This window comes from Kribbella aluminosa (assembly GCF_017876295.1).
Taxonomy (GTDB): Bacteria; Actinomycetota; Actinomycetes; order Propionibacteriales; family Kribbellaceae; genus Kribbella; species Kribbella aluminosa.
The window spans coordinates 2,199,259-2,225,300 of record NZ_JAGINT010000001.1 but is presented as its reverse complement, the minus strand read 5'-3'; the positions used below and the strand labels follow the sequence as shown (position 1 = coordinate 2,225,300).

25 protein-coding genes are annotated in these 26,042 nt (G+C 69.4%); 9 read left to right on the top strand and 16 right to left on the bottom strand.

The annotated features are described in order from the left end of the window. Positions 1-183 precede the first annotated feature (183 nt). Positions 184-894: an ACT domain-containing protein gene (locus JOF29_RS10800; RefSeq protein WP_245357538.1), complete on the top strand. Its 711-nt coding sequence runs from the start codon at positions 184-186 to the stop codon at positions 892-894. Here the strand turns inward: JOF29_RS10800 and JOF29_RS10795 are convergent. Together JOF29_RS10795 and JOF29_RS42915 are read right to left on the bottom strand one after the other, a co-directional pair. Further along, entirely contained in the window at positions 887-1,111 is a 225-nt protein-coding gene (locus tag JOF29_RS10795) for a hypothetical protein (RefSeq protein WP_209694069.1), read from the bottom strand. The two genes, JOF29_RS10800 and JOF29_RS10795, sit on opposite strands and share 8 nt — an antisense overlap. A 16-nt stretch (positions 1,112-1,127) precedes the next feature. Next, complete coding sequence (locus JOF29_RS42915; RefSeq protein WP_307863251.1) at positions 1,128-2,120, bottom strand: hypothetical protein; 993 nt, start codon at positions 2,118-2,120, stop codon at positions 1,128-1,130. A 105-nt stretch (positions 2,121-2,225) separates the two neighbouring features. On the opposite strand from JOF29_RS42915, the gene JOF29_RS42910 reads away from it, so the two are divergent. Continuing rightward, positions 2,226-2,741, top strand: a complete 516-nt coding sequence (locus JOF29_RS42910; protein ID WP_245359296.1) for a hypothetical protein — start codon at positions 2,226-2,228, stop codon at positions 2,739-2,741. 97 nt (positions 2,742-2,838) lie between these two features. On the opposite strand, the gene ligA is transcribed toward JOF29_RS42910, so the two are convergent. The 4 genes from ligA to JOF29_RS10770 are packed head-to-tail and all read right to left on the bottom strand — an operon-like array spanning position 2,839 to position 8,257. After that, positions 2,839-4,953, bottom strand: a complete 2,115-nt coding sequence (ligA, locus tag JOF29_RS10785; RefSeq protein WP_209694067.1) for an NAD-dependent DNA ligase LigA — start codon at positions 4,951-4,953, stop codon at positions 2,839-2,841. 36 nt (positions 4,954-4,989) lie between these two features. Further along, positions 4,990-5,967: a uroporphyrinogen decarboxylase/cobalamine-independent methonine synthase family protein gene (locus tag JOF29_RS10780; protein WP_209694066.1), complete on the bottom strand. Its 978-nt coding sequence runs from the start codon at positions 5,965-5,967 to the stop codon at positions 4,990-4,992. After that, on the bottom strand, positions 5,964-7,055 hold the full coding sequence (mnmA, locus tag JOF29_RS10775) for a tRNA 2-thiouridine(34) synthase MnmA (RefSeq protein ID WP_209694065.1): 1,092 nt from the start codon (positions 7,053-7,055) through the stop codon (positions 5,964-5,966). Before mnmA ends, JOF29_RS10780 begins: the two co-directional genes overlap by 4 nt. Then, positions 7,055-8,257: a cysteine desulfurase family protein gene (locus JOF29_RS10770; protein ID WP_209694064.1), complete on the bottom strand. Its 1,203-nt coding sequence runs from the start codon at positions 8,255-8,257 to the stop codon at positions 7,055-7,057. Before JOF29_RS10770 ends, mnmA begins: the two co-directional genes overlap by 1 nt. 180 nt (positions 8,258-8,437) lie before the next feature. Here JOF29_RS10770 and JOF29_RS10765 point away from each other — a divergent pair, with 180 nt between their 5' ends. Next, positions 8,438-10,000, top strand: a complete 1,563-nt coding sequence (locus JOF29_RS10765; protein WP_209694063.1) for a hypothetical protein — start codon at positions 8,438-8,440, stop codon at positions 9,998-10,000. Between the two features lie 1,422 nt (positions 10,001-11,422). Here the strand turns inward: JOF29_RS10765 and JOF29_RS10760 are convergent. Further along, complete coding sequence (locus JOF29_RS10760) at positions 11,423-12,379, bottom strand: electron transfer flavoprotein subunit alpha/FixB family protein (protein ID WP_209694062.1); 957 nt, start codon at positions 12,377-12,379, stop codon at positions 11,423-11,425. A gap of 15 nt (positions 12,380-12,394) precedes the next feature. Further along, complete coding sequence (locus JOF29_RS10755; RefSeq protein ID WP_209694061.1) at positions 12,395-13,186, bottom strand: electron transfer flavoprotein subunit beta/FixA family protein; 792 nt, start codon at positions 13,184-13,186, stop codon at positions 12,395-12,397. Positions 13,187-13,304: 118 nt separating this feature from the next. Between JOF29_RS10755 and JOF29_RS10750 the strand changes: the two genes are divergently transcribed. Next, on the top strand, positions 13,305-14,036 hold the full coding sequence (locus JOF29_RS10750) for a class I SAM-dependent methyltransferase (RefSeq protein WP_209694060.1): 732 nt from the start codon (positions 13,305-13,307) through the stop codon (positions 14,034-14,036). On the opposite strand, the gene JOF29_RS10745 is transcribed toward JOF29_RS10750, so the two are convergent. From JOF29_RS10745 to JOF29_RS10720, 6 genes are all read right to left on the bottom strand, one after another. After that, a complete protein-coding gene (locus JOF29_RS10745; protein WP_209694059.1) occupies positions 14,033-15,112 on the bottom strand; it encodes a hypothetical protein in 1,080 nt (359 codons plus the stop codon). The genes JOF29_RS10750 and JOF29_RS10745 overlap by 4 nt on opposite strands. A 1-nt stretch (position 15,113) precedes the next feature. Next, positions 15,114-16,016, bottom strand: a complete 903-nt coding sequence (locus tag JOF29_RS10740; protein WP_209694058.1) for an acyltransferase — start codon at positions 16,014-16,016, stop codon at positions 15,114-15,116. Between the two features lie 9 nt (positions 16,017-16,025). After that, on the bottom strand, positions 16,026-16,976 hold the full coding sequence (locus JOF29_RS10735; protein WP_209694057.1) for a class I SAM-dependent methyltransferase: 951 nt from the start codon (positions 16,974-16,976) through the stop codon (positions 16,026-16,028). Beyond that, a complete protein-coding gene (locus tag JOF29_RS10730) occupies positions 16,976-17,755 on the bottom strand; it encodes an enoyl-CoA hydratase/isomerase family protein (RefSeq protein WP_209694056.1) in 780 nt (259 codons plus the stop codon). The genes JOF29_RS10735 and JOF29_RS10730 overlap by 1 nt, the downstream gene beginning before the upstream one ends. A gap of 141 nt (positions 17,756-17,896) precedes the next feature. Next, complete coding sequence (locus JOF29_RS10725; RefSeq protein WP_209694055.1) at positions 17,897-18,940, bottom strand: Gfo/Idh/MocA family protein; 1,044 nt, start codon at positions 18,938-18,940, stop codon at positions 17,897-17,899. Next, positions 18,937-19,953: a Gfo/Idh/MocA family protein gene (locus tag JOF29_RS10720; RefSeq protein WP_209694054.1), complete on the bottom strand. Its 1,017-nt coding sequence runs from the start codon at positions 19,951-19,953 to the stop codon at positions 18,937-18,939. The genes JOF29_RS10725 and JOF29_RS10720 overlap by 4 nt, the downstream gene beginning before the upstream one ends. Before the next feature lie 131 nt (positions 19,954-20,084). Here JOF29_RS10720 and glgX point away from each other — a divergent pair, with 131 nt between their 5' ends. Then, positions 20,085-22,181, top strand: coding sequence for a glycogen debranching protein GlgX (glgX, locus tag JOF29_RS10715; protein ID WP_307863250.1), 2,097 nt, complete (start codon positions 20,085-20,087; stop codon positions 22,179-22,181). A 75-nt stretch (positions 22,182-22,256) separates the two neighbouring features. After that, positions 22,257-22,997 carry an SGNH/GDSL hydrolase family protein gene (locus JOF29_RS10710; protein WP_209694052.1) on the top strand — a complete coding sequence of 247 codons (741 nt, stop codon included), beginning with the start codon at positions 22,257-22,259 and terminating at the stop codon, positions 22,995-22,997. A gap of 26 nt (positions 22,998-23,023) precedes the next feature. Here the strand turns inward: JOF29_RS10710 and JOF29_RS10705 are convergent, their stop codons facing one another. Further along, positions 23,024-23,452 (bottom strand): PadR family transcriptional regulator, encoded by a 429-nt coding sequence (locus JOF29_RS10705; RefSeq protein ID WP_209694051.1) that lies wholly within the window; start codon positions 23,450-23,452, stop codon positions 23,024-23,026. After that, entirely contained in the window at positions 23,452-23,616 is a 165-nt protein-coding gene (locus JOF29_RS10700; RefSeq protein WP_209694050.1) for a hypothetical protein, read from the bottom strand. The genes JOF29_RS10705 and JOF29_RS10700 overlap by 1 nt, the downstream gene beginning before the upstream one ends. A gap of 136 nt (positions 23,617-23,752) precedes the next feature. Between JOF29_RS10700 and JOF29_RS10695 the strand changes: the two genes are divergently transcribed. The 3 genes from JOF29_RS10695 to JOF29_RS10685 are packed head-to-tail and all read left to right on the top strand — an operon-like array spanning position 23,753 to position 25,894. Then, positions 23,753-24,148, top strand: a complete 396-nt coding sequence (locus tag JOF29_RS10695) for a hypothetical protein (RefSeq protein WP_209694049.1) — start codon at positions 23,753-23,755, stop codon at positions 24,146-24,148. Positions 24,149-24,170: 22 nt separating this feature from the next. Then, on the top strand, positions 24,171-25,025 hold the full coding sequence (locus tag JOF29_RS10690; RefSeq protein ID WP_209694048.1) for a MerR family transcriptional regulator: 855 nt from the start codon (positions 24,171-24,173) through the stop codon (positions 25,023-25,025). Next, positions 25,025-25,894, top strand: coding sequence for a transglutaminase-like domain-containing protein (locus tag JOF29_RS10685; RefSeq protein WP_209694047.1), 870 nt, complete (start codon positions 25,025-25,027; stop codon positions 25,892-25,894). Before JOF29_RS10690 ends, JOF29_RS10685 begins: the two co-directional genes overlap by 1 nt. The last annotated feature ends 148 nt before the right edge of the window (positions 25,895-26,042 follow it).

Here is a 26,042-nt window from a genome sequence, read left to right as displayed (position 1 = left end):
GTAGATCTTCTCGGTGTTACCCACGCCATCTTAGGGGGCAACATGACGGTGAGGTTTCGTCGTCCCCCGAGCTGTGGACAACTACCCGATGAGATGGGTGGGCGTGTCCTTCCCTACCGCTCTGTAACATGGGCGGCGACAAGGCGTTATGCGCATGGTGATGGGCTGGGAGATGATCGTTCGGTGTTCCTGCTGCGCTTGATCATCCCCGACCGGCCCGGGTCCCTGGGCGTCGTGGCGACTGCTCTCGGTGAGGTGAACGCCGACATCCACGCGATCGAGATCGTCGAGCACCGCCGGGAGAACGGCACCGCGGTCGACGACATCGTGGTCGACCTGCCGCCCGGCGTGCTGCCGGACCGGCTGGTCTCGGCCTGCAACAGCGTCGCGGACGTCGAGGTCATCTGGTTCTCGCGGTACGGCGCCGGCGGCGGGGTGCACATGGACCTCGAGGCCGTCGAGCAGATGACGTCCGCGCCTGCGGACGCGATCGACATCCTGGTCGAGCAGTCACCCGCCGTCCTGCACGCGGACTGGGCGGCGCTGCTGGACGGCACCGGCAGCGAGGTGAAGGTCGCGCTGGAGACCAGCGCGACACCGGAGTTCGGCGACGTCGCCGGCCGGTGGCTGCCGCTGGCGAAGGCGACCACGCTGGAGGCCCCGGACCACAAAGGCCTCTCCGAGTCCGTGCTGGTCGCGGCCCCCGCTGGACTCCGACCGCCGCGTGCTGGTGATCGGCCGCCGCGGCGGCCCCGAGTTCCTCGCCTCCGAGGTCGCGCGTCTGTCCTACCTGGCCTCGCTGGCAGTCACGATCCGCGCCACCGCCTGACCCCACGCACACGAAACCCCGCTCGCCGAAGCGAGCGGGGTTTGTGGCGTTCCGGGCTCAGGTGAACTGGAAGTAGGCGAGTGCCCAGAGGCCGGCGATCACCAGCAGGACGACGACGCCGACGAGCGCCACGATCAGGACCGCCTGGCTGTTCGATCCGTTCCGGTCCGGGAGGTCGAACTGGGTGGGGCCCCAGGCCCCGCCCCCGTCGACGCGCTGGACCGCCTCGGGCGGCGGCTGGGCCACCGTCCGCGACTCCCGCTTCTCCCGGGGGAACTTCACATCCGGCCTCCGTGCATCACGCGTAGAACGACTCGTACTGGATCGTGACCCGCTGCGACCCGTAGCTCCCGCTGCTGTCGCCGTCGATCTCGACCTTCCAGCCGCCGACATAAGCAGCGTACTGCTTGCCGTCACTGTGCGCCTGGATGTACGCCTTCACCGCTGCCGCATTGCCGCCCTTGAGGACACCGAACGCGTCGTTCATCGCCGCGGTCATCGCGCCCTTCACGGCGCTGCCGCTGTCCGCGGAGGCACTGAACTCGATCATCTTGATGCCCTTGTTCCCGCTGGCCAGGAAGAACACCCGCTGCGATCCGTACTTCCCGACGTCCTTGCGGCAGGAGCTGGTGCAGACGTACGTCTTCGCCTTCAGCGCCGTGGTCATCTCGGCCACCGTGGTGTCGAAGGTCTGGTCCGGAAGTTCCAGCGACTCCTCGCCGTTCTTGTGACCGGACACCCGTAGGTCCGAGCCGTCGTTGCTGAGCTGGAACGAACCCCAGTTCGTGCCGACCTCGGAAGACCGCTGGCCGGTCTTCACCGCGTCCTGGATCTTCGTCACCGAGTCGCCGCCGAAGGTGTCGTTGCCGATCGCCTGCAGCGCCTGACCGAACGCCACCTGGGCGTTGTTGTTGTTGTCCCCGTCCTCGGTCTCGACCCGGGCCGCGATGATCGTGCCGTCGGACTTGAACTGGAAGATGACCTGGGACGACTTGCTGGTGCCGTCGACCTTGAAGCAGCCGCGGTGCGCGCCTTGGCCGGTGTTGAACAGGTCGCTGCAACCGAAGCCCATGCCCTGCAGCTTGTCGGTCACGCTCTTCGCCTGGCCGGTCGCGTTACCGAGCTCGCCGCCGGTACCGGCACCGGCGGACGGGGACGCCGACGGGTCGCCGCCCTCGCTCTGGCTGCTGGTCGGCTGACTCTGCGGGGTGTCGCCACCGCCGAAGGCGCGGATGCCGAGGAAGATCAGCAGGCCGATCACCACGATGCCGACCACGCCACCGCCGATCACCAGCGGCAGCTTGTCCTTGCTGATGCCACCCGGACCCTTGGAGCCGCCACCCGGGCCGCCCTGACCGCTCGGCTGCCACTGCCCGGGCTGTCCGCCCTGCTGCTGGTGCCAACCACCCTGCTGCGGCTGCTGCTGACGCTGCCCCCAGGACTGCTGCTGGTACGCACCGCCGCCCTGCTGCGGCTGCTGACCCCAGCCACCACCCTGCTGCTGACCAGGCTGACCGGGCTGACCGGGCTGCTGTTGACCAGGCTGGCCCTGCTGGCCGGGCTGCTGTCCCCAGCCACCCTGCTGCGGCCGGTCCTGCTGAGGCTGCCCCTGCTGAGGCTGACCTTGCTGAGGCTGCCCCTGCTGAGGTTGGCCTTGCTGCGGTTGCCCTTGCTGCGGCTGACCCTGCTGCGGCTGCTGGCCGTGCTGCTGAGGTTGTTGGGGCTGCTGAGGCTGTTGCCCCCAGCCACCGCCCTGAGCGGGAGGTTGTTGCCCCCAGCCACCCTGTTGAGGCTGCTGCGGTGGCTGCTGGGAACCCCCCTGTCCCCCGTGCTGCCCGCCTGGCTGGCCCCCCGGCTGCCCAGGACCCCACGGTCCCTGCGGCGGCGTCGTCATATATCTTGCTCCTTCTGACCCAGATCTCGACGTGCAAAGTTAACAGTCGGACGGCTCAGCGCTGTCGGCGGATCCGTCCGGCCGGCGATTCTTTCCGGAGTTTCTTCCTGGCGATTCAGGACTCGTCGGCCGCCGGCCTGCTCGTGACCGCGGCCGCCGCCTCGGCCCCGTCGTCCAGCAGCACCCGGAACCCGGCGGAGTCCAGAATCGGTACGCCGAGCTGAACGGCCTTGTCGTACTTCGAACCCGGGGACTCGCCGACCACCACGAACGACGTCTTCTTGGACACCGAGCTCGCGACCTTCCCGCCGCGCCCGACGATCGCCTCGGTCGCCTCGTCGCGGCTGAACCCTTCGACGGTCCCGGTCACCACGACCGACAGCCCGGTCAACGTCTGCGGCAGCGTCGGGCCTGTGCGCTCCTCGCGCATCAGCACACCGGACGCCTGCCACTTGTCGACGATCTGCTGGTGCCACGGCACCTGGAACCACTCGATCATCGCCTGCGCGATGGTCGGCCCGACGCCCTCGATCTCGGCCAGCTGCTCCTCGCTCGCGGCTCGCACGTCGTCGATGTTGTCGTACACCTCGGTGAGTGCGACGGCCGCGGTCGGCCCGACGTGCCGGATCGACAGCGCGACCAGGACCCGCGACAGCGGCCGGGCCTTCGCCTCCTCGAGGTTGGCGAGCAGCTTGCGCGCGTTCGCCGACAGAGCGCCGGCCTTCGTGGTGAAGAACTCGCTCTCGGCCAGCTTCTCCTCGGTGAGCGCGAACAGGTCGCCCTCGTCCGCGATCAGCCCGCCGCGGATCAGCGCGTCCGCCGCCTTGAACCCGAGCCCCTCGATGTCGAACGCGGACCGCCCGGCCAGGTAGAACAGGCGCTCCCGCAGCTGGCCCTGGCAGTACTGCGAGTTCGGGCAGCGGATGTCGACGTCGGACTCCTTGGCCGGCGCCAGCACCGTGCCGCACCATGGGCACCGGGTCGGCATCTCCCAGGCAGGCAGGCCCTTCGGGCGCAGGTCCACCACCGGCCCGAGCACCTCGGGGATCACGTCGCCCGCTTTCCGCAGTACGACGGTGTCGCCCGGGCGGACGTCCTTGCGGGCGACCTCCTTGGCGTTGTGCAGGGTCGCGTACTCCACCGTGGACCCGGCCACCCGGACCGGCTCCATGTGCGCGAACGGGGTGACCCGGCCGGTCCGGCCGACGTTCACCTCGATCTCGATGAGCTTGGTGTTCACCTCTTCCGGCGGGTACTTGTACGCGATCGCCCAGCGGGGAGCGCTCGAGGTGGAACCGAGCGCGCGCTGCAGGTCCAGCTCGTCGACCTTCACCACGACGCCGTCGATCTCGTGGTCCACCGAGTGCCGGTTCTCGCCGTAGTACGCGATGAACTCGTTGACCTCGTCGAGCGTGCCGACCCGGCGGGCGCGGTCGCTGACCGGGAGGCCCCACGCCTTCAGCTGCTCGTACGCCTCCGAGAGCCGGCCGAAAGGCGTCCCCCCGGCGTAACCCTCGACCTTGCCGAGGCCGTGCACGACGAACCGCAGCGGGCGGGCCGCCGACACCCGCGGGTCCTTCTGCCGCAGTGATCCGGCGGCGCTGTTCCGCGGGTTCGAGAAGACGTCCTTGCCGGCTTCGACCAGCTGGGCGTTCAGCTCCTCGAAGTCCTCGACCCGGAAGTACACCTCGCCGCGGACCTCCAGGAACGCCGGCAGGTCGTCGCCGTGCAGGTGCTCCGGGATGCTCTTGATCGTGCGGACGTTCGGCGTCACGTCCTCGCCGGTGCGGCCGTCGCCGCGGGTGGCGCCGCTGACGAGCTTGCCGTTCTCATACACCAGGTCCAGTGCGAGGCCGTCGACCTTGAGCTCGCAGAGGAACCCGCTGTCGAGGATCTGCTGGACCGTGACCTCGCGCTCCAGGCGCTTCGCCCACGCCTCCATCTGCTCGGCGGAGAACGCGTTGCCGAGGCTCTCCATCCGCATCGGGTGATCGACGGGCGTGAACAGGGTGGAGATCGGGGCGCCGACCTTCTGGGTGGGCGAGTCCGGGGTGCGGAGCTCGGGGTACTGCTCCTCGATGGCCTGCAGCTCGTGCATCAGCGCGTCGAAGTCCGCGTCCGAGACGATCGGGCTGGCCAGGTAGTAGCGCGCCCGGTGGTCCTCGATCTCCTGGCTCAGCGCCGCATGCCGCGTCCGGACATCCGCGGGCGCCCCAACGTTCTCGCTCATAAGCAGAACTTACATGGCACTACGGACAGTTCTCGGTTACTCGTCAGCGGCTTCGCCGACCACGTCGACGACGTCGCGGAGAAGTTTCAGGCGGGCTCGGGCGTCGGCCACCGACGCCGCGGCGGCGAGTCCGCAGGCCGGCGTGATCACGACCTGCTTCAGCCGCTCAGGGTCGAGCCCCAGCTCGCGCCACCGCCGTACCAACGGCTCCGCAGCCCGCTCCGGCCGCGGCAGCGCTCCTGTGGTCGGTACGACGCCCGCGTAGATCTTGGTACCAGCTTCCGCCGCAGCGGCGACCTGCTCCCAGGCCGCGTTGTTGAGCAGTGACACGTCCACGGCGATCCCGCTGGCGCCGGACTTGGTGAAGACCTCGATCGGTGGCCTTGCTGCGCAGCAGTGCACGACAGTAGGCGCAGCACCGGTGAAGAGGCTCAAGAGCTCGACAGCACCAGGACCGTCGACAGAGCGGTGCTTGCTCCAGCCGGACGCTGTTGGCACAGCACCAGCCAGTACGGCGGGGAGCCCGGGCTCGTCCAGCTGCAAAAGGACCTCCGCCCCGGGCACACGCTTGCGTACGTCGGCCACGTGCTGCTCCACGCCGTACGCCAACGCCTGTGCGAGGTCCCGCCGCGCGCCGTGGTCCGCCAGCACCTTGTCACCCCGCGGCCGCTCCACGGCGGCCGCCAGTGTCCACGGGCCGGTGACTTGTACCTTCAGCGGGCCTTCGTACCCGTCGAAGTACTCCTCGAGCACGTCCAGGTCCTCGTGAAGCATGGCCCGCGCCCGGCGCTGGTCCAGGCTCGCCCGCGCGTCGCCGCCACCTGTCAGCCGCCAGCCGACGGTCTGCAGGTCAGCTGCAAGCTCAGTCAGTACGGCGATGGTCCGGCTGATCATGTCGCCGTACGGGCGCGCCGGAAGCTCCGGGAAGAACGGGAGGTCGACCAGCTCGAGTACTGCGCGCGTCCACTCGCGGATGTCGTCGCCAGGGACGGACCCGAGACCTGTAGTCGTCATACGGCGGCGCTGACGCGCTGGACCGAGTCGATGGTGGCGGAGCCGATCACTCGGGTGCCGTCGTACAGCACGACGGCCTGTCCTGGGGCGACGGCGGAGGTGGGCTCGTCGAAGGAGACCTGCACGTGATCGCCCTGGACTGTTGCGACGACGGGGACCTCCTCGCCGTGGGCGCGGAGCTGGGCGGTGGCCTGCAGCTCGGCGGCCGGTGCCGGGCCGCACCAGCGCGGCTTGGAGGCGGTCAGCTCGGAGACCGCCAGCTCGGCGCGCGATCCGACCGTCACGGTGCGGTCCACCGGGCTGATGTCCAGGACGAAGCGAGGCTTGCCGTCGGCGGCGGGCGTGCCGATCTTCAGGCCCTTGCGCTGGCCGATGGTGAAGCCGTGGGTGCCCTGGTGCTCGCCGAGCTTGTTGCCCTGTGCATCGATGATGTCGCCGGGCGCCTCGCCGAGCTGGGCGCCGAGGAAGCCCGCGGTGTTGCCGTCGGCAATGAAGCAGATGTCGTGGCTGTCCGGCTTGGCGGCGACCGCCAGCCCGCGCCGCTCGGCCTCCTCGCGGACCTCGGTCTTGACCGTGTCGCCGAGCGGGAAGAACGCGTGCGCGAGCTGCTTCTGGGTCAGCACGCCGAGCACGTACGACTGGTCCTTGGCCGGATCCACCGCGCGGTGCAGCTCGCGAGCCCCGTCGGCGGTGTCGACGATCCGCGCGTAGTGCCCGGTCGCCACCGCGTCGAAGCCGAGCGCCAGCGCCCGCTCCAGGACCGCGCTGAACTTGACCTTCTCGTTGCAGCGCAGGCACGGGTTCGGCGTCCGGCCGGCGGCGTACTCGTTGACGAAGTCCTCGACCACGTCCGCGTGGAACCGCTCGGCCAGGTCCCAGACGTAGAACGGGATGCCGATCACGTCCGCGGCCCGGCGGGCGTCGCGCGAGTCCTCGATCGTGCAGCAACCCCGGGCACCGCTGCGGTACGACTGCGGGTTCCGGCTGAGGGCCAGGTGTACGCCGGTCACGTCGTGCCCGGCCTCGGCCATCCGCGCGGCCGCGACCGCGGAGTCCACTCCGCCGGACATGGCTGCGAGTACCCGCATCAGGTGTTCCTTCCCACGTTCTGCAGGCCGGCGGACTTCGCCCGCTCCACGACCGGCCCGATGTTGTCCAGTACGGCGTCGACGTCGGCGCGCGTACTCGTGTGCCCGAGGGTGAACCGGAGCGAGCCCCGGGCCCGCTGGTCGTCGTACCCCATCGCGAGCAGCACGTGGCTGGGCTCGGCGACGCCGGCGTTGCACGCGGAGCCGGTGGACACTTCGATCCCGCGCGCGTCGAGCAGCAGCAACAGAGAGTCGCCCTCGCAGTCGCTGAAGGACAAGTGTGCGTTACCGGGCAAACGGCCGGCCGGGTCCCCGGAGAGCTTGGCGCCCTCGACGGTGCTCGTGATGCCGTGGATGAGCGTGTCCCGCAACTCCATCAGCCGCACCGCCTCGGCGGCCTGGTGCTCGACCGCGTGCTCCGCGGCCACCGCGAACCCGGCGGTCGCGGGCACGTCCAGGGTGCCCGAGCGGACGTCACGCTCCTGTCCCCCGCCGTGCAGGATCGGCGTCAACTGCGTCTCCTTGTGGACGACCAGCGCCCCGATCCCGTACGGACCGCCGAGCTTGTGCGCCGACACCGTCATCGCGTCCACGCCGAGCGCCGCGAAGTCCACCGGCACCTGCCCGATCGCCTGCACCGCGTCGGTGTGCACGGGTACGCCGTACTCCTGCGCGATCGCCGCGACCTCCGACACCGGCTGCAGCGTGCCGACCTCGTTGTTCGCCATCATCAGCGTGACGAACGACACGGACTCCGGGTCCCGCTCGATGGCCCGCCGTACGTCGTCCGGCTGCACCCGCCCGAGCTCGTCGACCGGCAGCCACTCGATCTCGGCACCCTCGTGCTGCCCGAGCCAGACCGCCGGGTCCAGCACCGCGTGGTGCTCGATACCGCTGAGCAGGATCCGGCGCCGCCGCGGGTCATGCGCCAGGCGGGACCACCACAAGCCCTTGAGCGCGAGGTTGTCCGCCTCGGTACCACCCGAGGTGAACACGATCTCGCTCGGCTGCGCGCCGAGCGCCGCGGCGATCGACTCGCGCGCCTCCTCGACGGTCCGCCGCGCACACCGTCCGGAGCCGTGCAGGGACGACGCGTTACCGGTGCGGCCGAGGTGACGGGTCATCGCCTCGATCGCGGCCGGGAGCATCGGAGTCGTCGCCGCGTGGTCCAGGTACACCGTGCGACGGTCGGTGGAAGTCATATCGGTTTCAAGGGTATGTCCGCCACGGATGTTCCCGCTCCCCGGGAGCCAACTGACCCGCCCGCACGTCATTCTTCCCGAGGACCCGAACCGGGGCACGGAAGGCGGCGGCATGAGCGAGCGAACAAAGAGCAGAGCCGACCTTGTCGGTCGGGCCGGAGCCGAGCGGAGCGAGGCGGCATGAGCGATTGGTGGACCGAGCGACGGCAGAACCAACAGCTGTCGGACCTGCAGAGCGAGATGTCGTACGCCCGATCGGAGGCGTCCAGCCTACGGTCGCAGCTGTCCCGGATCCAGGGCAGCCTGCAGAGCCGGGTGGAGAGCATGTCCCGGGCGTTCGACGCGTTCGTCGAGCTGTCCGACCTACGCCAGGAAACGGTCGGCTTCATCGACGCCGCCGAACTCCGCCGGTACGCCGCCCGCGTCCTGAGCGCGATGGCATCCGGCACGGAACTCCCCGCGGCCGGCCGGCCCGTACCGCAGTACTGGCTGGAGCCGGCCGTCGTCGCGCTCATCTCGCTGTACTCCGGCACGCCCGACGAGGAGGCGGTGAGCACGGCGATCAAGCTCGACGAGCGCCGTACATCCACGTTCCTGGCGCTGGCGTTGGCCGCGCTCGGGCAGCGCCACCAGGTACGGACCGAGTGGATCGACGCGGCGTTCGGCGTACCGGCCGATGACGGGACGCTGACCCGGGTACAGCGGGTGCTGTGGACGACGGCCGCGCGCGGCGGCTTCAGTGCGGAGTCGCTGGACCTGGTCGTACAGCGGCTGCAGACGGCCGTATCCGCCGACGGGGCGTGGCTGACACGGCTCGAGTCCCGCGGCAGTGCAGGCTCCCGGCCGCGGGGTCTGAAGGCCACGGAGACCCAGGACGCCGCGTGGCTGCGGCTGAGCCGGGTCCGGGACGCGGTCGACTCCATCGTCGGCAACACCGAGGCCCGCGAACCCGATCCAAGCCTGAACCTCCGGGCCGCCGTCCCCGCCGACGTCCCTGCCGAGGTCCGGGCCGACGTCCCTGTCGAGCCGGAGAAGAACAGCGCGGCGGCGTTGCTCCGGCTGCTGATCTCCGAAGGCAGCGAGCCGGAACGCGGGACGCTGGCGCGAATCGCCGTACTGCGGGCACGCGTCACCGGCAGCTCCGACGCAGTGGAGACGCTGTCGGACTCAGCCGGGAAAGTGGACGCGCTGCTCGCCGACGACCTCGCGATGGCCGCCGAGCCACATCTGGCCGCGACCGCGCTGCGGGTGATCAGCCCATCGGTACTGCCGGCAGTGGAGAGCCTCGCGCACATCGCCGACCAGCCTGCCCCGTCGGAGGTGTCCGTCGACAGCGGTTCGCGCAGGATCACCATCCGCCCGGACGGACCCGACCAGCTCGAGCTGGGTACGGCGACGTCCGCGATCACCTCTCGCGTCGCCGGTGCCACGGCCAAGCAACAGGTGACACCGATCGGATTCCTGGGCGCGGGCGTGCTGGTGGCGCTCGGGCTCGGGCTGCTCCTGCACTGGTTCTGGATCCTGGTCGGCCTGGCGCTGATCGGCATCGGCCTGAACAGCTACTTCAAGCTCCGCTCATCCATGAAGGCCGACCGCGACCGCGCCGCCGGCGAGGTCACCAACCTCAACGACCGCTGCACCACAGCAGCCACCGCCCTGACGGACTACACCAAGAACACCGCCTCCCGCCGAGCAGCCATCACCTCCGACCTGACCGCAATCCGCGATCACCTGACCGCCTGACCCACCCACCAGCAACACCCAACTGGTCCCAAGCACACGCCCAACGTTCAACTGGTCCCGGTACATGCTCAACGTTCAACTGGTCCCAGTACCCGCCCACCGTTCAACTGGTCCCGGTACACGCCCACCGTCCAACTGGTCCCAGTACACGCTCAACGACGCCGACCTGACCATCGGCGGCCTGACCACCGGCGGCCTCGTCCAGCCCAGGGTGCGCCGGTCTCGACGCCGTGCGGCGGGGAGACCGCGGCACTGCGGACAGCTCCGCCATCCAGCAGCCCTACCAGCTCAGGTACGCCCCTGAGCTGGCAGGTTTCAGTGGTCAACCGGGCGCTCGTGTTGGTTGCCGCCTTCCGGGCGACGCTGCAACCGCGTGATGTGCATTCCGGACAGGAGGTGTCGACCGGTCGGGTAGTGCACCTCAGCGTGATCGGGATCCCGCGTACGCCGTCCCGCAGGTGCACTACCTGTCGGCCTGCCCACGGACAGCCCGGAACGTGGCGTTGGGGAGGATTACTTCCCAATCCGGGAAGCAATCCACCCCAACCCCGATCCCCAGCCGCTGAACAGCCCGTGCAGGTCGAATCTGTGCACCAAATCCCCATGCTCAGCGCCTCGGGCCACATCTCCGATGCACCAAGCCGCCGGGTCGCCCGACCAACCGGGTGGCCCGGTGGACGGGTGGAGGGGTGGACGGGTGGAGGGGTGGACGGTTGGAGGGGTGAACGGGTGGAGGGGTGGAGGGGTGGACGGGCGGCCCAGTCGCCCGATGGCCCGGTGGCCCGGTGGCGCGGGAGGCCCGTGAACGGGCGGCCCGGTCGCCCGGTGGCCCGGTAGGCCCGGTGGCACGGTGGGCCCGGTGGACAGGTGGCCCCGCGGCCGAGTGGACGGGTGGCCCGGTGGACATCGGTGGCCGGGTGGACATGGGTGGCTCGGTGGACGCGTGGCCCGATGGCAGGGCGGCCCGGTAGCACGGGAGGCCTGGTGGCACGGGAGGGCCCGGTGCACAGGTGGCCCGGCGGCCCGGCGGACGGACGGGCGGCTCGTGTGGCCGGTGGACGGGCTTGATGGGGCTCTGCTCGTGGGTGGCGGAGAAACTTCCACGGTCTGACCGGCCCTTGAGCGCGCTCGCCGGAACGGCGGACGGGCTGGGCGTCGGCCGCCCTTGCGACCCGCACGTCCAACCCATGAGCCGGTCGACCCTGAGGTTGCGCCTACCGGACGGGGCCGATAGCGGACAGGCAGGGCGAGGGCACGGCTCCGGCAGAAACCGGCAAGGCGAGTGCACGGCACCGGGACAAACCCGGCAATGCCAACGCCCGGGACCGGGACAACCCGGCAAGGCCAACGCCCCGGCACCGGGAGAAACCGGCAAGGCGAAGGCCCGGGCCGGGGGGACCGGGCCGGGCCTTCGGGTGGGGGTTACGACTTGCGTTTGGTTACTTCTTCGGTGGCGGTGGGGAGGACTTTGTGGAGGTCGCCTACGACGCCGAAGTCGACGAGTTCGAAGATGGGGGCTTCGGGGTCTTTGTTGATGGCGATGATGGTTTTGGAGGTTTGCATGCCGGCGCGGTGCTGGATGGCGCCGGAGATGCCGGCTGCGACGTACAGCTGGGGGGAGACGGTTTTGCCGGTTTGGCCGACCTGGTAGGCGTGCGGGTACCAGCCGGAGTCGACGGCGGCGCGGGAGGCGCCGACTGCTGCGCCGAGGGAGTCGGCGAAGGCTTCGATCGGGCCGAAGTCGCCGCCGGTGCCACGGCCGCCGGACACGATGATCGCGGCCTCGGTCAGCTCCGGGCGGCCGGTGGCCTCGCGCGGCTTCGACTCAACAATCTTTGCGGTCTTCGCGGTGTCGGAGATCGTCACGTCGAACTCCTCCACCTCCGGCGACGTCTGTGCCGCTTCGGGGGTGGCCGCGTTCGGCTTGACCGTGATGATCGGCGTCCCGTGGGTCACCTTCGCCTGCACAGTGAAGTTCCCCGCGAACACCGACTGCGTCGTCACCGGACCACCATCACCGGCCTCGACGTCGACAGCGTCGGTGATCAGGCCGGAGTCCAGCTTGACCGCGAGCCGCGCGGCGATTTCCTTGCCCTCGGCGTTCGACGAGATCAGGATCGCCGACGGCTCCACCTTCGCCGCCACCTGCGCCAGCGCCTCCGCCTTCGGCGCCACCAGGAACTGCCCGAGCTCCGGGTTCGACAGCGCGATCACCTTCACAGCGCCGTACTGCCCGAGCGCCGGCAGCGCCTCGGAAACACCCTCGCCGATGAACACCGCGACCGGGTCGCCGAGGCGGCGGGCGATGGTGAGGAGCTCGGCGGTCGTCTTGCGGACCGCGCCCGCGGCGTGGTCAACCAGAACCAGAACGTTCGACATAACTCAGCCGCCCCCTCAGAGGAACTTGTTCGTGGACAGGAACTCGACCAGCTCGGCAGCGCCGCTGCCGTCGTCGTCGGTGACGATCGTGCCGGCCGTGCGCGCCGGGCGGGCGGTCACCTCGACCACCTCGGTCCACGCACTCGACCCACCCACCTGGTCGGCGGTCAGCTCGAGGTCGGCCAGCGACCAGGTCTCGACCGGCTTTTTCTTCGCGGCCATGATGCCCTTGAACGACGGGTACCGCGGCTCGTTGGCCTGGTCCGACACCGACAGCACCAGCGGCAGCGTGCCCTCGATCGTCTCGCTCGCGGTGTCCCCGTCACGGCGGATCCGCACCGTCTGACCCTCGACGGTCACCTCTGAGCCGAGCGTCACGGCCGGCAACCCGAGCCGCTCCGACACCATCGCCGGAACCACTCCCATCCCGCCGTCGGTCGACCCCATCCCGAACACGACCAGGTCCGCCTCCAACTTGGCCAGCGCCTTCGCCAAGATCAGCGACGTGGCCACCGCGTCCGAACCATGGATCGCGTCATCAAGAACATGGACTCCGGCATCGGCACCCATCTGCAGACCCTTCTTCACCGCGTCCGCAGCCTGCTCCGGACCGACCGTGAGAACCGTCACCTCACCATCCTCTGAGCCCCCGGCCTCCTTCACGGTCAGCGCGGTCTCGACGGCATACTCGTCCAGCTCGGACAGCAGCCCGTCGACACCGGCACGATCCACCGTGTTGTCCTCCGAACGGAACCGGCGGTCCGCCGTGGCATCCGGCACGAACTTCGCGCAGACGACGATCTTCATAGCGTGTGGGACCCCTTCTGGTTAACGGTCTCTCCAAGCCTGCCATGGATGTTACTCACGAGAAACATGAGCTGCATGCGAGTCCCATCACAGTCTCCGGCACGACTAGTCTGAGTCGGTGACCGAGACGTTACCGCTGACCGGCGAGCGGACCGCGCCCGGGATCTGGCACGAGAACTACTGGTTCGCGCGCCATGATGCCGCTTATCGCTGGATCACGGCCAACCTGCCGATCGGGCCGGGCGGCCGGGTCCTCGACGCCGGCTGCGGCGAGGGCTACGGTGCGGAGCTGCTCCGGCGGGCCGGGGCGAGCTCCGTGACCGGACTCGACTATGAAGATACGACGTTGCGGCACGTCCGCCGCGTTTATCCACAGGTCAATGTCGCCCAAGGCAATCTGGTGCAGACGCCGTTCGCCGATCGGGCCTTCACGACCGTCACGTCACTGCAGACGATCGAGCACCTGTGGGAGCAGCCACGGTTCGTCGCCGAGTGCGCCCGGATCCTCGCACCCCAAGGCACCTTGGTCCTCAGTACGCCGAACCGTCTGACGTTCCCGAGCGGTAACTGGTACCACACGCGTGAGCTGACCGCTGCCGAGTTCGTCGAGCTGCTCGAGCCGTACTTCGACATCACGCACGCGCTCGGGCTCTACCACGGCGACCGGCTGACGTCCTGGGAGACGCAGTACGGCTCGTGTGTGGACGCACAGCTCGCCACCGAGCACGACCAGTGGGACGACGACCTGGCCGGGCTCGTGCGGAGTACGACGTACGAGGACTTCGAGATCCGTCCAGGGGACCTGGACGAATCTCTCGATCTCGTCCTCGTGGCTCTACCGAAGAACTAGGGTCGGATGAGCTTCTCGACGATCTTGCCGGCGATCAGGTAGACCAGCGCCGCGATCCCCCAGTTCACCAGCAGGGTGTTCTTCGCGGTCTGCAGCCGGAACAGGTCCTTGAACGGACCCACCAGGTCATGCCCGCGCTCCAGGATCCAGCGCACGATCTCGTTGCTCTGGTTGGTCTGGTCGAGCGCGGTGAACAGTGCACCCAGCGCCAGTACGGCGGCCGCGAGCACCGCGATCAGCCAGATCAGCGAGGCGATCAGGTTCCGCAGCTTGCGGACGCCGGACCCCACCGAGGTCAGCGCCTGTTTGCCCTTGCCCGAACCCGCGGACCCGCTCTTCGAGACCGGCGGTTTGTTGCCCGAGGCACCGGACGGCTTCGCGGCCGGTTTGCCCACGGCGCCCGTCGCCGGACCACTCGCGGCCGTCGCCGGACCACTCGCGCCCGTGGCCGGACCGCTCGCGCCCGTGGCCGGCTTGTCCGCCTGCGGAGCGCCGGCGTCCTGCGCGGCATCGGTGGCAGCGGCCGGCGTACCGGCAGCGGCATCCTCCGAGCTCGCCGCTGCCGGGCCTTCGGCCGCTGCCTTCTCCCGCGCCCGCTGCTCGGCCACGATCTCCGCGGCCGTCTTCGGCCGGGCAGTCTTGGTCGCGGCCGCCTTGTCGTCCTGCGTACCCACGTCGTCCATCTCCTCAGCCGGGGTCCGTTCCTCGTCCGTGGTAGCCGGCGCTGTCCTCCGCCGGCTGACCGGGACCGGGCGCGGTGACAACCGGCGGCGGGCGCCGGCGACCGGCGCCACCGCCGTACCGTCGTGCACTGCTCCGTCGCCCAAGCCGTCAACTATCGGTGCTTCCGGGTTCACGCTGGTCTTCACGCCCATGTCTGGTTCGTTCGTTTCAAGCACTGGTTCCAACGTAGCGCTGCCGGCCCCTGAACCGGCCACTGAACTGGTCCCTGCGTCGGGCACGATCGGCACCGGGTCGACCGCACGGGTCCGCGCCTGGGTGATCGAACCGTCGGCCGCGGCCTGGTCCAGCGGCGACCGGGCGGCCTGCTCGGTAGCCTCGGCCTGGTCAGCCACGCTACTTCTCCTCTCCGATGCGCATCCGGTCGTGGGCGTCCGACCGGACGTGGGGGCCATAGTGCCCGACTGGTGAGTAACTTGAGAACCCCTCGGGGCGCTCTTTTTCACCACCTGCTTCTACCTCATCACCGCCCGCATCCCCCGGCGCCACGCTCGCAGGCTTCTCCACCGGCGGTATCGGCACCTCGACGGGCGCCAGTTCCGTGGCTGCCGCGGGCAGCGGCGTACCGGACTTCAGGGCCTCCGCGGCGCGGTCGTTGGCGTCGGCCAGGCCGGCCAGGTACTTGCGTCGCGCAGCGTCGTCGACGTAGCGCGTCCGCCGATCCGCGAGCACCTTCGCCGGTACGCCGGCCGCCACGGCGTACGCCGGGATGTTGCCGCGGGCAACACTGTTCGCGCCGATCACCGCCCCGCGGCCGATGTCGGCGCCGCGGGTGACCGTGACCTTGGTCGCCAGCCAGCAGTCCGGCCCGATCCGGACCGGCGACTTCACCAGCCCCTGGTCCTTGATCGGCAGGTCCAGGTCCTCGGTCTTGTGGTCGAAGTCGCAGATGTACGTCCAGTCCGCGATCAGCGTCGACGCACCGATCTCCACATCCAGGTAGCAGTTCACCGTGACGTCGCGGGCGAACACGACCTTGTCGCCGATCCGCAGCGTGCCCTCGTGCGCGCGCAGCCGGGTCTCGTCGCCGAGGTGCACCCAGCGGCCGAGCACGATCCGCCCGTGCCCCGGCCGCGCCACGATCTCCAGGTGCTTGCCGAGGAACACGAACCCCTCGGTGATCACCTGCGGATGGCGCACCCTGAACCAGGCGAACCGCCAGTAGCGCTTCAGGTAGTACGGCGTCCACGCCCGATGGCGCACCACCCAGCGCAGATTCGCCACGGACAGCAACCGCATCGACACACCCTACTGCTTGTTCGCTACTCCGGTGATCGAGACGTTGTAGTACAGCTCGTCCGGGACGACCGAGGACAGCACCTTGTCGACCTTGGACAGCTGCAACCACGACTTGTACGCGAACATCCTCCACCCGAACCCGAGCTTCTGCTCCGGTACGGCGGCCTCGAACGTGCGGATCGGCCACCCGACCCACGCGGCCAGCAGCTCCTCGGTGACCGTGTGTACGCCGGTGGCGCCGGCCCGGGTCGCCATCCGCGCCAGGGTGTCCGGGTCGAACGTGTGCAGGTCCACGACCGCTTCCAGGGCAGCGGCCCGGGACGACTCGTCCAGCTCCTCCTGTGGGCGCCGCCAGTGTGTCAGGGCCGGGAGCTTGGTGACGTTGGTGGTCGCCCACCAGGTGAAGCGGGACAGCCGCCGGGCCACGAAGTCGCCGTACCGGGTGGGCTCGCCGCAGATCACGAACCGGCCGCCGGGCTTGAGGACCCGGAGCATCTCGCGGAACGCCAGCTCGACGTCCGGGATGTGGTGGATGACCGCGTGGCCGATCACCAGGTCGAACGTGTTGTCGTCGTACGGGAGCTGCTCGGCGTCGGCGACCTTGCCCTCGATCGCGAACCCGAGGGTCTTCGCGTTCTTCTTCGCGGCCTCGACCATGCCGGGCGAAAGGTCGGTGACGTGTGCCTCGTCGAGGACGCCGGCCAGCTTGAGGTTCAGCGTGAAGAAGCCGGTGCCGGCGCCGATCTCGAGCGTCTTGCCGTACGGCCAGCCGGTGCTGCCGGCGACCGCGGTGAAGCGGTCCCGGGCGTAGTCGACGCAGCGTTCGTCGTACGAGATCGACCACTTCTCGTCGTACGTCGAGGCTTCCCAGTCGTGGTACAGGACCTGGGCGAGCTTGTTGTCGTTCCAGGCCGCCTCGACATCCTCGGCGGACGCGGCCGGCTTCTCTGTTGCAGACATCACTTTCCCTTGAATTCGGCTTTGCCGGGGCCGTTCTCGACGAAGGACTTCATCCCGATCGTGCGGTCCTCGGTGGCGAACAGTGCGGCGAACTGCTGGCGCTCGATCTCCAGCCCGGTGGACAGGTCGACGCCGAGGCCGGAGTCGACCGCCTCCTTGGCTGCGCGCAGGGCCATCGCAGCGCCGGCGCTGAACTGCGCGGCCCAGGCGACCGCGGCGTCGTACACCTCGGCGGCCGGGACGACCTTGTCGACCAGGCCGATCCGCAGGGACTCGGCGGCGTCGACGAAGCGGCCGGTGTAGATCAGGTCCTTGGCCTTGGACGGGCCGATCAGGCGGGACAGCCGCTGGGTACCGCCGGCGCCCGGGATGATGCCGAGCAGGATCTCCGGCTGGCCGAGCTTGGCGTCGTCGGCGGCGATCCGGTAGTCGGTGCAGAGCGCGAGCTCACACCCGCCGCCGAGCGCGTACCCGGTGATCGCGGCGACCGTCGGCTTCGGGATCGCGGCGACCGCGGTCAGGGCGGACTGCAGCGGGCCGGAGCGCTTGACCATGTCGGCGTACGACATGTCGGCCATCTCCTTGATGTCCGCGCCGGCGGCGAAGACCCGCTCACCGCCGTAGATGACGACAGCGCGTACGTCGTCGTCGGCGGTGGCCTCGAGAGCCGCGACGCGGATCTCCTCCTGCACCTGGACGTTCAGCGCGTTCATCTTCGGCCGGTCCAGCCGGATCGTGCCGACACCCTCACTCACGGTCAGGTTGACGAACTCGCCCATCACTCGCTCCTCTACCCGTCGGTCACATCCCGGGGAACGGTACCGGATGCGGACACCCACCACTCATCAAACCCCGTGCAAACGAGCCGGACGACCGCCGCTGAGCGTGCGCGACGGCCGTCCGGGGCGGGTTGGTGAGTGTTACACGTCCACTGCTTGGCCGGAGGTGGCGGAGCGGCGGGCGGCGTCGACGATCTTCAGGGTGCGGAGGCCTACGGCTCCGTCCGGTTGGGGTACGACGGCCGGTGGCTGGCCGGACACCGCCGGACCCGTGGTGCGGACGGCGTCGAGGAAGGTGTCCAGGAGGGACTCGTCCAGGTTGCCGCCGATGGGGAGGAAGACCTCGCCCGCGGGGTCCGTGCCGCCGACGTGGGCCAGGAACGGTTCGATCTCGACAGAGCCGTTGGTACCGGTGACCTGGAGCGACACGCCGCCCCACGTCGCGCCGTTGTCCGGCACGCTCCACGAGCAGTCGATCGTTGCCAGCAGCCCGTTGTCGTAGTTGATCGTGACCAGCCCACCGGTCTCGACCTCGACGTTCTTGTCCTGGTGCAGGATCCGGTTCGCCGCGGCGTACACCCGGGTCGCGGACGCCCCGCCGGTCAGCCCGTCGATCAGGTCCGCGCAGTGCACGGTGTGGTCGACCAGCGCTCCCCCGCCGGCCAGCTCGGCGTCGGTGAACCACTGGCGCGCGTCGTACGGGATCTTCCCGTTGTTGGTGCCCAGTACGGCGAACACGTCACCGAGCCGCCCGGCCTCGACGTTCGCCCGCAGCTGCAGGTACGACGGCGCGAACCGGACCGGGTACGCGATCATCAGGATCGTCCCGGCCGCCTCGCACGCGGCGAGCATCGCCTCGCCGTCGGCGACCTGCGTGGCCAGCGGCTTCTCGCACAGTACGTGCGCACCGACTGCTGCAGCCCGCTCCACCAGCTCGCGGTGACCCGCGTTCTCGGACGTCACCACCACCGCGTCCGGGCCCCACGCGAACAGCTCGTCGTACGTGTCGACGTACGGGATCCCGAACTGCGCAGCAAAGGCAGCACCGCGCGGACCGGCATCCGGCGCCGCGGCACCGTCCGGGTCGGCGGACAGTACGTCGACATCCGGCATCGACGCGAGCAGATGCGCGTACGACCCCGCATGCACGTGTGCGAACGACGCGATCGCAACTTTCAGGCTCATGCCACTGCTCCCGTCGAGACGAACGTCTTCATGTCGATCGGCTGACCCGACTCCATCGAGGCGCGCGCCGCCTCGGCCAGGTAGACCGCGGTCGCGCCGTCGGAGGCCAGCACCCGTGGCTCCGGACCACCACGCAGGCCGATCGCCAGCTCACGCAGCTGCGTCAGGTACGGGCTCTCCCCCAGCGACGACGGAATCAGCAGATCACCGCCGGCGGCGTCCTGCAGCTCGTCCTTGTAGCCGGTGTCGGCGTCGGACTTGAACTTCAGGACGCCCTTCGCGCCCGCCACCTGGAAGCCGGTCTGGAACGTCGTACCGGTCGCACCCCAGGTCGCGCGGCAGTGGCTGATCGCGCCGTTCTCGTGCGTCAGCGTCACGTGCGCGGCCACGTTCACCGGGCTGACGCCGTCGACGGTCGGCGGGTTCTGTACGGCGTACACGCTCTTGACCTCGCCGCACAGCCAGCGGGCCTGGTCCAGGTCGTGCACCATCAGATCCATGATCACGCCGCCCGACCGGGCCACCTCGCGGTACCAGCCCGCGCCGGCCGGCGACGACGCCTGCCGGTAGAACCGCGCGACCGCGACGTCACCGATCCGCCCGGCCTGGATCGCGTCGTACGCCGCCTTGTACGCCGGGAAGTACCGCACCACGTGCGCCGGGTACAGCCGGACGCCGGCCGCCTCCGCCGCGTCGATCACCTCGTGCGAATCGGCCGCAGTGAGCGTCAGCGGCTTCTCGCAGATGACGTTCTTCCCGGCCTTGATCGCGGCCAGCGTGATCTCCTTGTGGGTCGCCGACGGCGTGACGATGTCGACGAACTCGGCCGCGGCCAGTACCGCGTCCAGCGACGGCACGACCTCCAGCCCGTACTGCTCCGCCAGTACTTCGGCCCCCTCGAGCGAATACACCAGCACCCGCGCGCCGACGGCCTTCCAGGACGCGGCATGGACGTGCGAGATGTTGCCCGCGCCGATCAGACCGACGGTCAGACCGGCAAGCTCTTCCGACATGTGATCCCCATAGGTGGGTGAATTAGTAATAGTCCTTGCGTATCATTGCGCAGAGACGTTCGCAACCACCGTCTCACGAACAAAACCACCTCACTATCGTGAACTGACAGCAACCCATGCAGAATGTGCCGGTGCACGAAGCGACCACAACCCCGAGCGCCGCCGGCCTGTCTCTCGAGACCGGTCCGCGTCCGGGAGCAGTGGTCCAGACCGATGGCACGACTTTCACGCTCTGGGCGCCGGCGGCCGAGCGGGTCGAGCTGGCGCTGATCGGTGACGACGGCAGCCAGCGGAATCTGGATCTCGCGCACACGGGTGAGTTCTGGACCGGGTTCGTGCCGGGGATCGGGGCGGGCCAGCGGTACGGGTACCGGGTGCACGGGCCGTTCGATCCGTCGCACGGGCTGCGGTTCGATCCGTCGAAGCTGGTGCTCGATCCGTACGCGCGGGCCATCGACGGTGAGCTCGACTTCGGTAGTCCGTTGATCTACGACTCGTCCGACGGTGACTCGGCCGGGCACGTGCCGGTCGGTGTGGTGGTCGCGGACTCGGAGCCGCCGCCGCCGATCAGCAAGCCGGTGCACTGGGGCGAGACCGTCATCTACGAGCTGCACACGAAGGGGTTCACGAAGCTGCACCCGGACGTGCCCGAGCAGCAGCGCGGGACGTACGCGGGGCTCGCCCATCCGTCGGTGATCAAGTATCTGACGGATCTCGGTGTCACGTCGGTGGAGCTGTTGCCGATCCACCATTTCCTCACCGAGCCGTCGATCGCGGCGCGCGGGCTGCCGAACTACTGGGGCTACAACACGCTCGGGTTCTTCGCCCCGCACGCGCCGTACTCGTCCTCGGGTTCGCGCGGCGAGCAGGTGACCGAGTTCAAGGCGATGGTCGCCGCGTTCCATGCCGCGGGCATCGAAGTGATCCTGGACGTGGTCTACAACCACACGGCCGAGGGCGGCTTCGACGGGCCGACGCTGAGCTTCCGCGGCATCGACAACCGCGCGTACTACCGGCTCTCGCACGGTGCCGCCATGTACGACGTGACCGGCACGGGCAACTCCGTCGACACCTCGCACCCGCAGGTACGGCGGCTGGTCATGGACTCGCTGCGCTACTGGGTCGAGGAGATGGGCGTCGACGGGTTCCGGTTCGACCTGGCCGTGACGCTGGTCCGGAACGAGCGGCACGAGGTCGACATCCCGGACCACCCGTTCCTCGCCGAGGTCGCGGCCGACCCGGTCCTCGGCCGGGTCAAGCTGATCGCCGAGCCGTGGGACGTCGGCCCGTTCGGCTACCAGGTCGGCAACTTCGGTACGCCGTGGTCGGAGTGGAACGGCAAGTTCCGCGACAGCGTCCGCGACGTCTGGCGGAACACCTCCGACGGCGTGAAGGACCTCGCGTACCGGCTCTCCGGATCCAGCGACCTGTACGGCGACGACGGCCGGTACCCGTACGCCTCGATCAACTTCGTCACCGCCCACGACGGGTTCACGCTCCGGGACCTGGTCAGCTACGACCACAAGCACAACGAGGCGAACCACGAGGACAACCGGGACGGCACCGACGACAACCGATCCTGGAACTGCGGTGTCGAGGGCGAGACCGACGACCCCGGCGTGATCACCCTGCGCAAGCGGCAGATGGCGAACCTGATGTCCACGCTGATCCTTTCGACCGGTGTACCGATGATCACCGCCGGGGACGAGTGCGGGCGGACCCAGGACGGCAACAACAACGCGTACTGCCAGGACGACGAGATCTCCTGGTTCGACTGGTCGTTGCCGGCCGCGTGGTCGGATCAGCTCGACCTGACGAAGAAGCTCATCGCGCTGAGGGCTGCGCACCCGGCCCTGCGGCAGTGGCACTACTTCTCCGGGCAGCCCGACGTACCGGGCGGTCGTAAGGACCTCTCGTGGATCGCGCCGCAGGGCGGTGAGATGACCGACGCGGACTGGTTCGACGGGAACCTGCGGACGATCGGGATGTTCCTGCGCGGCGACGCGTTGCGGGCGACCGACGCGGAGGGCAACGCGCTCACCGACAGCTCGTTCCTGCTCGCGCTGAACGCGACGCCCGAGATCCGGAACGTCGTCGTACCGGATGCCTCCTGGGCTCCGGCGTACGAGGTGGTGCTGGACACCAGCAAGAGCATGGTGACCGAGGTGGAGGCCGGTGCGACGGTGCCGCTCGCACCACGCTGCCTGGTACTGCTCCGCGCGCTCTGAGTCGTCACAGGAGTCGTTAACCTTCCGCCTGTACATTCTTCGGTCACCTGCTGTTCACCTCTGGGGGGACCGAAGTTGACCACACCGATCGGGGCGCTGCACCGCGCGATCATGCGCTGGGGAGAGGCCGAGCGCACCAGCTCCCGGCTGTCGCTCCAGCGCTGGGTGGACGGTGTGGCGTACGTCGACGTGCAAGCGCGGACGTACGCGGACTACTGGACCCGGCAGAACGCCGCTGCGCTCTCCGGCGACGGCCCGTTGTGGGTCGTGCTGGGTGACTCGACCGCACAGGGCCTGGGGGCTTCCTCACCACTGAACGGGTATGTCGGACAGGTGCTGAACGCCCTACGCCGCAAGGGGACGCCCTGGCGAGTGCTGAACCTGTCGCGATCCGGTGCACAGACCAGGCACGTACTGGAGGACCAGCTGCCGTTCCTGGACGGGCTGAAGCCGGCACTCGTCACCTGCGGGATCGGCAACAACGACATCCTGGCCACCCCGCCGAAGCGGTTCCGGGACCACCTGCGCCAGGTGATCGACCGGCTGCCCACTTCCTCGGTCGTGATGGACCTGACCGTTCCTGACCGGCTCTGGCGGATCGGGGGCGCTGTGAGCCCGTACGTGTCCGGCATCAACCAGCTGATCAGCAACACGGCCACGTCCCGCGGGCTGCCGGTTGCTGAGGTGTCGCGGTACGCGCGGCCACCGTGGCGCGGCATGCTCGCACCGGACGCGTTCCACCCGAACAACCTCGGCTACCGACGCCACGCCGACGCCCTGCTCGCCGCACTTCCGTCCGGCGTACTCAGCTCCTAAGAGCTCTCCCCGGGGTGACCTGGATCTCAGGCTTCGGGATCCGTCGGGGTGGCCGGAGTGTCGGCGAGCAGCAGGTAGAGGGAGCGGCGGGCGTCGGCCAGGATCTTGGCGGCCGCGGCCCGCTGCTCCTCCGAGCCACTCCGCGCGACCTGCCGGGTCGCCGAGTGCAGCTCCTCGAGCAGCCCTCGCAGGTCGGCCCCGGGTGAGGTGTTCGCGAACGCCGCGAACGGGTCGGTCGACGTGTCGCGACGTCCTTCGACGTACTCGCGTCCGGCGTCGGTCAGTGTGACGAGCTTGCGGCCGGCTTCCGCGGTCACGGTGACCAGGCCCTCGTCCTCCAGCTGGTTGATGGTCGGGTAGATCGCGCCGGGGCTGGGGGTCCAGCGCCCGTCGCTGCGGTCGGCGATGGCCTGCATCAACTGGTAGCCGTGCATCGGCTCCTCGGCGAGCAGCATCAGGACGGCCGTTCGGACATCGCCGCGCGGAGCCCGGCCGCGGCCTGCGCCACGTCCCGCACCACGTCCAGGCCCGCGGCCTCCTCGGCCACGGTGCATCGGCATGCCTTCTCCCATTCGCGGTCCTCCGCGACGGGGGTGCTGGTGGCCGCGTCCGCGACCACGGAGTTCGTTGGGGGTGTTCATAATATCCTCCTCGATATTCTTCATGACACTAACGATATATCGTTACCGTCACTAATGCAACCCCCTCGCGATAACTCGGTTGCGATCCGGCCCGCAGATCCCGACCGTGAGGAGATGAGCACGTTCGAGGAACTGATGAGCGAAGTGATGTCGACCGCCGAACGGTTCGGTCATCGCGAGCACGTCCGCCTGACCTGGCTCGCGGTACGCCGCTGCGGAACGGCCGACGCGGTGGACCTGATCAGCGACGGCATCCGGCGGACCGCCCGGTACGCCGGAGCGCCGCAGAAGTACAACGCCACCGTGAGCCGGGCCTGGGTCGAGTTGACGGCGTACCACATGAACGAGGCACCCACCGAGAGCTTCGACCAGCTCGTCGAGCGGAACCCGGGCCTCCTGAACAAACGCCTACTGACGCACTTCTACAACTCGCACACGCTCGCGACCCCGGACGCACGCACCGGATGGGTGCAACCGGACGTGAGACCGTTCCCCTTTACTCTGCCCTAGGGGCAGAGGGTTTGATGGGCTCGTGTTGACGATCAGTGAGTTCGGGCGACGAGCCGGGCTTTCGTTGAAGGCCTTGCGGCTGTACGACGTGTCCGGGCTGCTGGCTCCGGCGGAAGTCGATCCGGCCAACGGCTACCGGCGGTACGACGAGGAGCAGCTCGAGCGGGCGCGCCGGATCAGCGTGCTGCGACAGCTGGACATGCCGCTGGCCACGATCACCGAAGTACTCGCCGGCAGCGACGAGGCCGCGATGATCCGGCTCGACCGGTGGTGGGCCGCCGAGGAGGCGACCACCGCGGCGCGACGGGCGACGTTCCAGTACCTGCGCGACCGGCTCGCCCGATCCGGTACGCCGGGGCTCACGCCCCGCCCGGTGCACACCCGCGACGTACCGGCGACCAAGATCGCGAGCATCCGCGCCGACACCGACCAGCAGCAGCTGATCGGGGTGATCGTGACCTGCACCGACGAGATCCTCACGTACCTGCGGGCCGCCGGGGCGAGCGCGACCGTCGGGTCGTGGGTCATCTACCACGGCGCGGTCACGCCCGAGGCCGAGGCGACGGTCGAGGTCTGCGTCCCGTTCGACGGGCTGGTCGACCCGTCCGGCCGGATCGGGATCCGGGTCGAGCCCGCGCACCGCGAGGCGTACTGCACGATCACGATGGACGAGTGCGTGTACCCGCGGATCATGCTCGCGTACGACCTCGTCTACGACCACACCCGCGCGCACGGCCTCCCCGAGGCCGGACCACCGCGCGAGGTGTACCTCCCCGACTGCCACCTGCTCCCCCGCGACCAGCCGGCCGTCGACATCGCCCTGCCCGTTCTCGCTCTGCCCGTTCACGCTCTGCCCGTCCACGAAGGGACTTTCTGATGGACTACGCGATCCAGAGCCGGTTCAGCGACCCCGGCGTCCACGCCGGACTGTTCGACGCGCTGCCGGACGACGTCGCAGGTATCGCCGCGGTGGTGCGCAACCTGGTGATCCACTACCGCGGCGGCGGCATCGAGTTCACCGGCGAACAGCTAGCCGAGATCGACAGCCGCTGGGTGTCGGCGATCCTGGACACCGACCAGAAACGCAACGGTACGCCGCTTGCCGTGCCGCGGGAGCCGGTGGACCGGGTGGTCGGCTGCTGCCGCGACTACACGCTGCTGTTCGTGGCGGCCCTGCGACACAAGGGGATTCCGGCGCGCAGCCGGGTCGGGTTCGCGGACTACTTCACCGAGGGGTTCAACAACGATCACGTGGTCGCGGAGTACTGGAACAGCGACCGATGGGTGATGATCGACGCCCAGCTGGAGCCTGGCACTGTTCCCTTCGAGGTCGCAGACCTCCCGGCCGGGCCGTTCCGGTCGGCGGCCGAGGTGTGGCTGGGGTACCGGGCCGGGGAGCTGAACGGGGACCTGTACGGCGCCGACGCCAACCCGGAGGCGCCGCTGAAGCTGCACGGCGGGTGGTTCATTCGTACCTACGTGCACTACCAGCTCGCGCACCTGAACGGCGACGAGCTGCTGCTGTGGGACAACTGGGGCAGCATGTCCGGCACGCTCGACGGCGCGGACGTCGAGGGCACCGACCGGATCGCTCGGCTGATGGTTGCCGCTGACAACGGAGACGAGGCCGCCGCGAAGGAGGCCGAGGAGCTGTACCGGACCGATCCCGGCCTGACCTTCGCCGGCAGGTCGTTCGTCACCTCCCCGGCCGGCAGACCGCCGTTCGCCTGGGTGGACCTCGCGTAGGTTCCCGGAACATCTTCGTCGCGGGCTGCGGGTTTGTTTCCGGAAAGCGGTCAGTTCGCGAAATCAGGCGGAGTTTCTCGAAGAGGTGGTCGACCCGGATGCGGCGGTCCTCGACCACCGCTGGACGCCCGCGCTCGCGGCGATCGGC